Source organism: Plebeiibacterium sediminum (assembly GCF_026013605.1).
In the GTDB taxonomy this organism is placed as follows: Bacteria; Bacteroidota; Bacteroidia; order Bacteroidales; family Marinilabiliaceae; genus Saccharicrinis; species Saccharicrinis sediminus.
Genome location: NZ_JAPDPJ010000049.1, coordinates 1 through 13,331, shown reverse-complemented (window position 1 = coordinate 13,331; position 13,331 = coordinate 1). Strand labels below are relative to the sequence as shown.

7 protein-coding genes are annotated in these 13,331 nt (G+C 34.3%); 5 read left to right on the top strand and 2 right to left on the bottom strand.

The genetic code is table 11. From position 1 onward, the window contains the following. Window positions 1–81: 81 nt before the first annotated feature. Together OM075_RS17550 and OM075_RS17545 are read right to left on the bottom strand one after the other, a co-directional pair. Window positions 82–1,071 (bottom strand): FecR family protein, encoded by a 990-nt coding sequence (locus tag OM075_RS17550; protein WP_301191841.1) that lies wholly within the window; start codon window positions 1,069–1,071, stop codon window positions 82–84. A gap of 62 nt (window positions 1,072–1,133) precedes the next feature. Further along, window positions 1,134–1,691: an RNA polymerase sigma-70 factor gene (locus OM075_RS17545; protein ID WP_301191840.1), complete on the bottom strand. Its 558-nt coding sequence runs from the start codon at window positions 1,689–1,691 to the stop codon at window positions 1,134–1,136. A gap of 593 nt (window positions 1,692–2,284) precedes the next feature. On the opposite strand from OM075_RS17545, the gene OM075_RS17540 reads away from it, so the two are divergent. The 5 genes from OM075_RS17540 to OM075_RS17520 all read left to right on the top strand — a co-directional run bounded on the left by OM075_RS17540 (window position 2,285) and on the right by OM075_RS17520 (window position 12,862). Next, on the top strand, window positions 2,285–4,471 hold the full coding sequence (locus tag OM075_RS17540) for a cellulase family glycosylhydrolase (protein WP_301191839.1): 2,187 nt from the start codon (window positions 2,285–2,287) through the stop codon (window positions 4,469–4,471). 149 nt (window positions 4,472–4,620) lie between these two features. Further along, entirely contained in the window at window positions 4,621–7,752 is a 3,132-nt protein-coding gene (locus OM075_RS17535) for a SusC/RagA family TonB-linked outer membrane protein (protein WP_301191838.1), read from the top strand. A gap of 13 nt (window positions 7,753–7,765) precedes the next feature. Next, window positions 7,766–9,619 (top strand): RagB/SusD family nutrient uptake outer membrane protein, encoded by a 1,854-nt coding sequence (locus tag OM075_RS17530; RefSeq protein ID WP_301191837.1) that lies wholly within the window; start codon window positions 7,766–7,768, stop codon window positions 9,617–9,619. Between the two features lies 1 nt (window position 9,620). Continuing rightward, window positions 9,621–11,081 carry a glycosyl hydrolase gene (locus OM075_RS17525; protein ID WP_301191836.1) on the top strand — a complete coding sequence of 487 codons (1,461 nt, stop codon included), beginning with the start codon at window positions 9,621–9,623 and terminating at the stop codon, window positions 11,079–11,081. Window positions 11,082–11,251: 170 nt separating this feature from the next. Beyond that, window positions 11,252–12,862, top strand: a complete 1,611-nt coding sequence (locus tag OM075_RS17520; protein WP_301191835.1) for a hypothetical protein — start codon at window positions 11,252–11,254, stop codon at window positions 12,860–12,862. The last annotated feature ends 469 nt before the right edge of the window (window positions 12,863–13,331 follow it).

The following is a 13,331-nucleotide window of genomic DNA, read 5'->3' as shown; positions in this document are numbered from 1 at the left end:
AACATTGGTTTTAAACCACAAAGCCTGCTTCAGATAATCATCTCAAAGCAGGCTTTGTTTGTATTTTATAGAAGGTTGTTCTTATTCAACCGAATGTATTATAATTTGATTGTTGTTCACTTCATATTCTGCATGTGTGGTTAACTCACATAATACAGACATTACATCAGATATCGATTCGTCAGGTTTAAACTTTACATTACAGGCATATTCAATGTATTGAGCTTCATCATAATTGATTTGCACATTGTACTTACGTTCCACAGTTGAAATAATTTCAGAGAAAGCAACATTCTCAAAAATCAAATATCCTTTTTCCCACATAGTTGCTTTTTCAGCATCTATCTTTTTTAACTCAATTTTATGATTTGAGTTATCAAATATAAGTTGCTGATTTGGATCCAGGTCATAATGCTCAGGTGAGTAGTTGTCTTTGATTCTTACTTTTCCCTCAATAAGAGTAGTTGTTGTATTATCAAATTCGGCATAAGCCTGCACATTAAATGCTGTTCCTAATGCTCTAACAGAAATGTGATTGGTATTCACAATAAAAGGCTTATCAGGATTTTTTGCAACTCTGAATATGGCCTCACCGGTTAAAAATACTGATCTGGTATTAGCCACAAATTCTTTAGGATAAATTAAAGACGAACCTGCATTTATACTTACTACAGTACCATCTGCAAGGGTAATATTTTTAGTTTCTCCTTTAGGCACAGTATATTCAGTAAACGCAATTTCTTTTGGCTGAGTTGAAATATATGTAATAATGGATGTTGTTAATAATAAAAGGAATACAGCAGCATATTTAAGTATTGGATTATGTAAAAATCGAACTGACTTTTTAGGTGTAGCTTCGTTGGCTATCTCTGATTTTAAAATAGCAAGATCTTCCAAAGTTTGGTCAGTAATTTGATTTGGAGTTTCGTTCCAAAGTTCAAACATAGCTTTTTCAACCTCCTCGTTCTCTTTATTCTGCGAAAGCCAATATCTGAACTTCATTTCCGTTTCCTCAGAATATTTTTTCTTCGTAAACCGGGATATTATATTTTTAAAAAATGTTTCAGCCATTTGTATACCTTTATAACTATAAGTAAGCTAAAGAGCTTTTTACACACAGTAATATTTTATATCTATATAAAAAAAAGTAGAATAATCATTTTTATAACTTTTCTTAAGTCAGCTAAAGCCGCTGTTAAGTGGTTTTCAACAGTTCTTTTATTGATACCTAATTTTTCTGCAATTTCACTATTTTTAAACCCCTGAACACGACTCATTGTATAAATTAATTTTCGTTGCGCAGGCATTTGGCTTACTGTTATATCAATTAATGATTGCAGTTCTTTAGCAAATAAATTCTCTTCCAGGTTTTCTACTTCAAGCGGATTTGTTAATTGTTCTTTTGTATATTTTTTATCAACCATAGAATGGTCAAAGTAATTGCATACTGCATTTTTACCCATTTTAAAAAGATACGAACCAAAATAGTTAACCTGATTAAGGTTACTTCTGTTCTTCCAAATACTTAAAAATATATCATGTGCCATATCTCTTGACACCTCCATATCTTTAATAAATCCGTTTATAAAATATAGTAGTTTAGGTTGGTAATGAAGATAGAGTAATTCAAAAGCTTTTGAATCACCATTGCTAATTGCTTTTAATGTATCAACTTCCCAATTATCTTTCATTTTCTGTAGTAAAAAAACTTATTCTTAATCATTACTTCAAAATGCTGGTATCTAAAACTACTATGGTGTCAGTCTCTATAAGGGGATAAATACCTCTCGTTGAACTTAAATGCAGCAAGAGTTAATTAAAGTAAATGATGGTATTTTAAATATAAAAAGCAAAGAATGGGATTTTTTTGCTAAAAAAAAAGGGATTAGTAAATATTCTCAATGGTCATCAATAAACAATTTTTGATAAATTTTTTTTGTGAGTGTATGTGAGTGTTAAATTAGCATTAAATCAGTCATTTATGGTTATTTGTTGTTGAGGTAAATATCCTATTTCTAAACTAAAAATTAAAGAATGTAAAAAAATATTGATTTTCCACTGTGTGTGTTTTCTGTCATTACTTACTAATAATTGTAACCACATGTTAAAAGATCTAAATAAATAACGTGTAATACAATTTGGATAGAGGAAGATTTTTGAATCCTGATTTTGATTAAGGCTTTCTTAAGTTATTCATATTCAATTAAACAAAGAAGCGTTTAAAATTAGTTGAGAGACGTATATGAGACAGGAGATTTTAATAATATCAGCGAGAGTAAAGTTAATGATCATTTTACTTTTTTTCTCGTTTATAGGTGCTGCCCAAATAACAGAACAGGATTTTCTTTCTGCAAACGGACAGGTTCTTTGTAATACAAAAGGAGACACTATTTTACTTCGAGGTACCAATTTGGGTGCATGGCTTTCTTTTGAAAATTGGATGGGACCATCTGGTTATGGTGCTATTAATAGAACTAATTGGAGTGTAACAGCTCAATATTCTCAAGTGGGGAGCAATGCCTCAAACATAATAGATGGCGATTTAAATACAGCATGGAATAGCGGGCGTTCTCAATATACCACTAATCAGTGGATAACTATTGATATGGGCCAGGCTGAAATTTTTAATCGTGTTGAATTTAAAACAACTCAAAATACTTCGGAATATCCTCGAGCATTTGAAATTTATCAGTCTCCTAATGGTGTTCAGTGGACATTGTTAGGAAGTTTTAGTAGTAATAACGGGGACATACAGGCATATACAGACGTAGCATGTTGCAGATATATAAGAATTGTACAAACACAACAGGTTATTGAAAACTGGTCTATTTCAGAATTAAATATAAGCATGAACGATGATATTCATGTTAGACGAGCACTGATAAACAGATTTGGCGAAGAAGGTGCCGATGAACTAATTGATTATTATTGCAGAATGTGGATCACAGAAAGTGATCTGGATCAAATTAAAGGGATGGGAATGAACGTGGTCCGTGTTCCTTTCTTTTGGATGGAAATCATGAGAGAAGATGGAACCATTAAATCTAATGCTTTTCGTCATTTGGATTGGCTCGTTGAAAAATGTACTCAACGAGGTATTTATATAATACTTGATCTTCACTGTTCACCTGGAGGTAATGATGGTTATTTTACCAGTGGAATGGCTGTGTCAAACGATCTTTGGTCAAATACATATTACCAGGATCTCACCGCAAAGATATGGGAAGAAGTCGCTACGCATTATGCCGGAAACCCAGCAATTGCATGTTACGATATTTTAAACGAGTCGTGGAGCAATTCTGCTGAAATGACAGTAGATCAGTTTTATGATGTTTTGTATGATGCAATTCGTGCCAAAGATACGGATCATACCATTTGTGTTCAGGCATTTCCAAATTTTGATTATGTAACGTCTCCTGCAAATCATGGATGGACCAATGTTATGTATCAGGCGCATTATTATAATACAGACTATCATAATTATTCTTCACAAGATGGTTTCGCTGAGGCTGCCATTTCAAATATGCTGTGGTATCAATACAATTGGAATGTTCCTGTTATTGCAGGTGAGTTTTCATTTTGGGAACATACGGATGTATGGGAGAAGTTTTTACGAGGATTAAATTCTGCCAATATATCATGGACAAACTGGTCGTATAAATGTAGAGAGAGTATTGACAGCAGGGATAACTTTGCTTTTTATACCGACAATTTTAATCAAGATCCGGATTTAATATATGATGACATAGCAACCATAAAATCTAAGTGGGATCAATTTGGATCAGAGTATTTTATGGAAAACAGTACTCTCATTAATTTAGTTTCTAATGCCATTTCAACAGAACCAGAATTACCTGTAGGAAAACAAATTTATATACAGCAATATGATGATCAATATTTAGAATTATTGGATAACGAACAATTAGGTTTCTCATCATACGATATACAATCGGCAAATTCTTTTACCATTAAAAAAGTTGAAAATAACCAGGTTGTAATCATTGGTTCTAATAATAAGTACTTATCCACAGAAGGCGGTAGTGCACCAATGACCTGTTCAAGAGATGGCTATGATGGCTGGGAGAGATTTACATGGATTGATTTAGGAAATCATCAGTTTGGATTGTTTGCTCATTCTGGCTTTGTATGTGGTCAGGGAGGTAATGGTGCCAGTCTGGTTTGTGACAGGACTGCATTAAGTGGTTGGGAGCGATTTGTATGGACAGAAGAAGTTGTAAATGCAGTTCCTTCAGTAAATAAGCCAAAAGGAATTATTGTTTTTGACAGGATGATTAAAAATCTAGAGTCTACTTCTAAAGAGGTAAGTATCTATAATTATATGGGCCAGCTTGTGTATAAACTTACGCTCGAAGGAAACTCAAGTGCAGCATTAAGTCTATCAAAAGGATATTACATACTCAATATAAAATCTGAAGGATTTACTGATCAGGAAAAAATGATCCTTCAATAAAATAGAAATCAATTACAGAATTAATTAAGAAGATACGATTAGCTATTTCTTAAAAAGGATAAATCAGTAAACAATTGATAATGTGAAACGAGCCTTATGGTTTGTTATTGGGCGAGTTACATGTGACAATCTAAATAAATTATAAACTCATGAAAAGAAAAATCAACAGTCATTATTTGTTCTTAAGTCATATAACATGGCGATTGATCATGTTTATGTTATTAGGAGCTGGAATTTTTATTCCGGTATATGGTCAGGAAAATATTAAGATTTCCGGGCAGGTTTTAGATGCAGGGAACGATGAAACCCTCATAGGAGTTACCATCCAGGTTGTTGGAACAAACAATGGAACCATAACTGATGTTAATGGTAATTTTACCCTCTATAACATTGAAAGTTCTAATGCTAAAATTAAGTTCAGCTATGTTGGTTATAAAGCAGTTGAAGTTGATATTCCTCAAAATAGAATCATCAACATTAAGCTTGAAGAAGATAAGATGAATATGGACGAGGTTGTTGTTGTTGGATATGGTAGTCAGAAAAGAGAAAGTGTTATTGGTGCTATTGCCACCATGAAGCCTAAAATACTTACTCAAAACACTACCCGATCAATGACAAATGGTTTGGCAGGTCAGATTACCGGTGTTATTGCAGTTCAAAAATCCGGGGAGCCGGGTAGCGATGCCGCTGACTTCTGGATTCGAGGTATCAATACCTTTGGAACAAATGCAACACCTTTGGTTTTAGTTGATGGAATTGAGCGTAACCTGGCTGATATTAACAGTGAAGAAGTGGAATCTTTTTCAATATTAAAGGATGCATCAGCTACTGCAGTATATGGGGTGAGAGGTGCGAACGGTGTAATCTTAATTAAAACCAAAAAAGGAAAAATCGGACGTCCGGTGATAACATTTAAAGCAAATCACGGTATTTCTAATCCTACACAACTTCCCGAATTTGTGAATGGGGCAAAATATATGGAAGTAATGAATGATGCGATGACTCTTTCCGGATTAGCACCTACTTATACTCAGGAAGATATTGATATTACCAGAAATGGTAGTGATCCGGATTTATACCCTGATGTGGATTGGTTAAATGAACTAACCACCAGTAATGTGCCTCAGTCACAGTATTCTGTTGATATTAATGGAGGTACAGAGCGTTTACGTTATAGTTTAATTTTAGGATATTTTGATGAAGAAGGTATTTATGCAACCGCACCAAATGTAGGTTACAATTCAGCTATTTCATTGAATAGAGTTAACGTTAGATCTAACGTTGATGTAAACTTAACGCCGTCTACTCTAATGACCGTTAGTATTGGTGGATATAAGAATGAGAAAAATTCTCCGGCAACTTCAACGAATGATATTATGGATGCCATTTTTAAATCAACTCCAATTCTTCATCCAACAGTATATTCAAACGGACAGATTCCAAGATATGGCGATCGTAGAAACCCATATGCTTTGGTTACTCAAACCGGGTATGCTAAAACACAAAGCTATACCGTACAGTCATTGCTATCTGTGAATCAGGATATGGGTGCTATCTGGTCAGGTCTTGAAGGATTAAATGTGAAATTCACTTATTCTTTTGATAACTACAACTGGAACAGTCTAACCCGATCAAAAAGCCCTTCTTATTATTGGGCATCATCCAGAGATGAAAATGGAAACCTGATTACTTCTCTTATTTCTGAAGGAAGCGAATTTCTTGGATATGGAAGAGCTTCAGGCGGTAATAACAACCAGTATTTAGAAGCTCAGGCTAATTTCCATAGATTAATAAATGATAAACACACTATTGATGCCCTTTTATTATTTAATCGCCGTGAGTATGTAAACTCAGAAGCAGGTAATGCTATTATGGCAATTCCATATCGAAATCAAGGATTAGCAGGACGTATTGGTTATGATTATGCAAGCCGGTATTTTGCTGAGTTTAACTTTGGTTATAATGGTTCAGAAAACTTTAAGAAGGGGCAGCGTTATGGATTCTTTCCTTCGGCAGCCATTGGTTGGTTAGCCTCTGGTGAAAAATTTATGCAGGGTATTTCAAATACAATATCAAAATTGAAAATCCGAGGGTCTCTAGGTTTAGTAGGTAATGATCAGATTTCCGACTCCAGAAGGTTTGGATATATAGCCACTGTTAATGAAATAGGTGGTTATAACTTAGGATATACAGCCCAATATTATAAAAATGGATATCAGGAAGGTGATGCTGCTGTTGATAATTTAACCTGGGAAGAATCTTTAAAGGCTAACATTGGAATTGAGTTGGGTTTATTTAACGACATCAATATGCAGGTTGATCTTTTTAAAGAATGGCGTAGTGATATTTTTATGCAACGTAAAACCATACCTGAAACTGCAGGTTATACCCAATTGCCATACGCTAACTTTGGTAAAGTTGAAAACCAAGGTTTTGAAGTTAGTGTGGATTATAATAAAGCAATTAATAAAGATTGGTTTGTATCAGCTCGTGCAAATTTCAGTTATGCACATAATACAATTACAGAGTTTGATGAACCTGCAGCTTTAAAAAATACCACTTTAGCTCAAACCGGTCATCCTATCAATCAACATTTCGGATTAATTGCAACAGGTCTTTATACAAACGATGATTTCGCATCAATCGATGAAGAAAATAATGAATATATTCTATCTGAGTCTTTACCCGAAGTAGGTTATGGAGTTGTTCGTCCTGGAGATATAAAATACCAGGATTTAAATAATGATGGTACTATTGATGATAATGATAAAACAGCTATAGGTAAGCCATGGGTACCTGAAATAATTTATGGATTTGGAGCTTCAATAAGATATAAATCAGTTGATTTTGGATTTTTCTTCCAGGGTGCTGGTAATATGACTAACATGCTAACAGGTTCATACCTGATACCTGGTAGTGGAGGAGGTGGTGTTGGTAATATCTATGATAATGTAGATGACAGATGGACACCGGAATCTGAAAGTCAGGATGTATTTTGGCCAAGGCTTGCTGCAACAGAAAGTTCTAATAATAGTCAGGCGTCTACCTGGTGGTTAAAAGACTCTAAATATTTAAGGTTGAAAAATCTTGAAATTGGATATACAATTCCAAAAAAATGGAGAGATAAAGCATTCATATCAAATGCCCGCATTTATTATCGCGGAACTAACCTGTTAACATTTGCTGCTTTTGATTTATGGGATCCTGAGTTGGGATCAAGCAATGGATTTTCATATCCAACATCAAAAACCAACACTATTGGAGTTGAACTAACATTTTAAAAATTAAGAAGAAATGAATAAGATTATATATTTATTAGGAGTAATTATTTTAACTCTTACGATGTCTTCTTGTGAAGACTACCTCGATAATGAGCCGGATAATATATTGACTATGGATATGGTTTTTGAAAATAAAAACCAGACAGAACAATGGTTGATGGGGGTTTATAGTTATGTGCGCGACCCAATGTGGGGATTGTTTTATAATGATGGTAACGGAGCCTTATCTGATGATGTACAAATTCCATTAGCTCAGGCCGAATGGGGTGGTTGGGCAGTAAAGGCTCAACAAGGTAACTGGACTTCCAATTCTAATTATGGAACAGATGTATGGGGCGATACCTATAAAGCGGTACGTTCTGCAAACTTGTTTATTCAACAAGCCAAAGAACTTCCTATACAAGGCTTATCCGCTGATAGTTTGCAGGATATGAAACTGCAGGCTCGTTTTCTTAAAGCGTACTATTACACTAAAATGCTGAAAATGTATGGTCCTTTTCCTTTGATTAAGGATCTGGTTGAAACAGATGCTTCTATACAGGATTTAATGACAGAAAGAACTCCATTGGAAGAAATAGTGGATTATTTAGATGTTGAGTTATTGGAAATTGCTCAAGAGTTGCCTTTAGTGCGTGATGAGGAAGCAACGAACTACGGTAAACCTACAAAAGGGGCTTGTTTAGCAATCCGTGCAGATATGTTATTATTTGCTGCCAGTCCAATATTTAATGGTTCTGATTATTATAAAGATGTAGAGAATACTGATGGAACAAAATTATTTCCTCAGCAATATGATGCTACAAAATGGCAAAAAGCGGCAGATGCATTTAAGCTATTCTTTGATGAAACCGGTAGTACTTACGATTTATATAAAGAATATAATAGCCAGGGAGAAATAGATCCATTGCTTTCGTTAATGCATGTGTTTACTGCTTCATCTGAATCTAATCCTGAAGTGGTTTGGGCACGTCCTTCCGCAACAATATCAGACTGGATGATGGCAACAGCACCTCGAAGTAGTGGTGGTTATGGATTTTGCGGTGCAACACAGGAGATTGTTGATGAGTTCTATGATAAAAATGGTTTGGCAATTGATGATCCTAATTCGGTTTATACCGAAATTGGCAAATCTGTTGTCAATGATATCCGTCCCGAAACGGAGTATAACAGAGGAAACAGTAGTGCTACTCCTGGTTTGGTTGCTGCACGAGGAACCTTTAATATGTACGTGAACAGAGAGCCTCGATTTTATGCAAGTATCATGTTTAATGGAAGATACTATCCTTTTACAAGAACCAGAGTTAATTATAAATATAATGGTGCAGATGGTTTACCAAGTTTAGATATGCCGGTTTGTGGATATCTAATCTCTAAAATGACACATGATGATGCACAACCAAGAAATGGATATGTACCATATTACCAGGGTATCATGATTCGTTTAGCAGAAATGTATTTAGGTTATGCAGAAGCTTTAAATGAATCAGATCCAACTAATACCGAGATTGTTAATTACATTAATTTAATCCACGAGCGTGCAGGAATTCCTTCTATTGAAGATACTTATCCTGAAATTATCGGTAACCAGGATGCCATGAGAGAATACATTCGCAAAGAAAGACGAATAGAATTTGCATTCGAACGTGATATCAGATACAATGATTTACGTCGTTGGATGATTGCAGATGAGGTATTTAGTCAAACTCCAACTGGGATGAATGTTTATGGTAGAACAGATGACGATTTTTACCAAAGAACAGATGCCTATACTGGTAAAAAAGTATTTCTGGAGAAAGAATACTTATGGCCTATCAGGTTGACTTATATCAACAATAATCCTCAACTAGTTCAAAACAAGGATTGGTAGCATGAAGTATCACATAATATTTTTAATAGCAGTTTGTCTGTTGAGTTTATCTCTCAATGGACAAACAGTTAGTCCCAAGCGAGGAGTTGGCTATAACTTAAGCAATAGCCGCGATGCAAGGGCATTAGCAACCGGTATTTCCTGGTTTTATAATTGGGGTGTTCAACCAGCAGGTGTAATTAGTGGATCTTATGAAAGTTATGGATTAGATTATGCTCCAATGACATGGGGGGGTAATTTTGATGAAACAACGCTGCGTAACTTTTTAACCACGCATCCCAATGTAAAATATTTATTGGGATTTAACGAACCTAATTTTTTATCGCAGTCTAATTTAACGCCTTCACAGGTGGCTGATTTATGGCCAACATTAGAGCAAATAGCTGAAGATTTTGATTTGGAACTTGTTGGGCCAGCATTGAATTATTCAGGAGATGCAGTGTCAGAAAATGGGGTAACTTATTATGATCCTGTTGATTTCTACGATGATTTCTTTGCCTTGTATCCCGAAGCTAAAGTGGATTATATTGGTATTCATTACTATATGAGTAACGAAAGTCAATTGGATGAGCACATTCAAAGGCTCTATAAATACGGAAAGAAAATTTGGCTTACAGAGTTTAATATGGATAATGGAACAGATGAAACAGCTGATCAGCAAAGAGATTATGCTGTTAAAGCAGTTCATTACCTTGAAAATAATCCAAATATTTTTCGTTATGCATGGTTCTTAGGTAGAGCTGATGGTTATCCATCCATTTCATTGTTGGATCAAACCTATGGTCAGCTAACAGCATTAGGATACGTTTATACTAAAATGTCATCTTATGATGCAAGCTTTTATCATCAGGTAAATACTGATATTCCTGCAGAACAGTATCTGAATATGAATGGTATCTCTGTTTGTAATTTGTCAACTGATGTTTCTGATGTATATGTAGGTTATATTGATGGAGATGACTGGATGGATTATAATATTGATGTACCGCATAATGGTGAGTATGAAATAGAAATTAAAGTAGCAGCAACTCAGGCAGCATCGTTTAGAGTAACAGCAGAAGATGGAGCAACTACATTGATAGAAGTACCAAATACAGGAGGATGGGAAAACTGGACTACGGTATCCAATACAATCACATTGCAGGCTGGACAATCAACCCTTCGAATTAAAGCCAGAACGGGCGGTGTCAATCTCGATCATATCGTAATAAAATCCACTGTTAACACTAGTGTTCATCCTCTTGATAGTGCGGAAGAGAAGCCTTATACATTATCTCGTTCAAATGATGAAATCATTTTGAATAGCAGTAATACGATGAAAGTAGACTTCTATTCACTTGGTGGAAAACTTCTTCATTATCAGGAAGGGAATGTTGTAAGATTCAACCAATCAAAAGGAGCTCAATTTCTGATATTAAAAGTTCAGTGTAATGGACAGGTTTATACAGAAAAGGTGATTTAAACTGAATTTTTGTGAAACTATCTTTTATAAAGCTTAGTGCATAAGCTGTTATTTATAAGGTTTAATGTATAGGTAAATAGAGACTTATATTGGCTGAATGTGCTTGTTTATAACGATCAAATAAAAACTTATTATCAAATAATATATTGTTAAACTAAATTTTAATTATTATGAAAAAAATAATCTTTACCCTATTGGCAATTGTATTGCTTAGTCTAAATATAAATGCTCAAACCATTGGTATTATGGTACAAAGTAATGTAGACCTTTATTCCGGAGCGGAGGAAACCGGTGGAGATCCAGCTAATGGAGCTTCAGGAGAAACGGTTACTTATAGAATTATTGATATTGATGGAAAAATTTATGCCAAGACCACAACTTCAATGGCAACTTTATCTGAAACTTTTGGTTCTCAGATAAGAGAAGTAAAGGAAGATGCTTCAGTTGGACAATATTGGCTGGATCATATGGACAGTTATGTAACAAATCGTTGGACCAACGATGGATTTGCATACGATGATCAGAATTCGGATGGTATGGTTAGTCTGTTTTTGATGCATGTTTTACCAGGAGACTGGCCTTGGGATATGTATTTTACTGTTCCATTTGATTATGCAATAGGGCAGGTTCAACCAGAAGATCCTATGGATACTGAAGCACCAACTCTGTATGAGGTGTATGTGGATGGAAGTGATTTAGTATTTGATTGTGATGAAAGTAATTGCTTTTTCTATTTTGTAGATAATACTGGTGAAATCAGAGTTACATTCGAGAATCGTTATAGCTTGAGTTCATTAGCCGGAGTTTCTTCTTTAACGGCTTATGCTGTTGATTTTTCTGGTAATAAGAGTGCTGAAGCAACCTATAGTTTTGGAACAACTATTGGTTCAATGAAAATAGATAATGCTCAGGTTTATAATGCAGAAGGAGAATATGCCAATGGATCATCACCAGTAACTGGTTATACCTTAACAACCAGAATTGTTGATGTTAATGGTATTGTATACGCTAAAACAGATTTAGATAATGGTAGTTTTGATAGTAATGCATATGGTTGTCAGCTAAGAAATAACGCAGGAGAAGGAAGTATTACACAACATTGGTTATCAAATGGAAATGAAGGACAATCTACAAGATGGAATAAAAAGGGTGATGAATGGGAAGGCAATGCAATGAATTTTGCTATTGGTAATTTAATGTATCCTGATGAAAATATCACAGAGATATACAACCTATGTTTAATTCAAGGCGTAGATGGAGCTTGCGCTACACAAACAGTTGAATATACTGTAGGTGTTGCCAATAGTGCTGATGGATCAGATGTAACAGCTCCTGTAATTACAAATGTTTCTCATACCATATCAGGAGAAAAAACTATAGTTACTGTTACTGCAACAGATGCTGATGATGTGTTTTATTTAGCAGAAAGTGAGGAGGATGGATTGATTGTTTCTCTATTACCAGAATTTGAAGTTTCTTCTTTCGCAGCTTCAGTTGATATTACTGCATATGATTATAGCGGAAACGTTTCCAGTGTTGAAACTTATGATTTTACAAACTATGTTCCTACTGGTTTCAATTCTAAAAAATATACACTTCCACTTACTGTTATTGCTACAGATGGAGGTATAAGAGTTATCACTGAAGAGGATGGAGATATTGATGTTTACTCTATTACCGGAGCTTTGGTTTATAAAGCCCCAATTAAAGCCGGAGAAACTTTTATTCCATTACATAAAGGTTTTTACATTGTAAATTCAACTAAAGTTATTGTAAAATAAATCCCCTTTTAGATCATTAATTGATATCCACATGCATGCAACTATAGCAATGCATGTGGATTTTTGTATTATAATAACTTAATGTTTGAAAATAAGGATGTGAATGAAATGTGTTGTTATATAGTGGTTTATGTTTATGTATCTTATCTTTGTTATTAGCTATTATATTTTTTTTAAGATTTATTTACCTTTTTAAATATTCGCTTGAGATTTTATTAAATTTAGCCTTTGAATTTGGGGATTGATACTTGATGATTTTAACAATGAACTAATATTGATGATTACTTTCAATCGTATCAATAAGTATGCATTTTGGTTGGGATCTAGTAAAAAGCTTTGTTTAATGTATATTCTTAATTATAAACAATATATAGTTTTATTGGTCTCAAAAGTAGTTAAAACTATGCACTTTAGTGCATCTTGCTTTAGCTTCTAAAAATCTTAACTTTGATCATATGGTTCAAAGAAT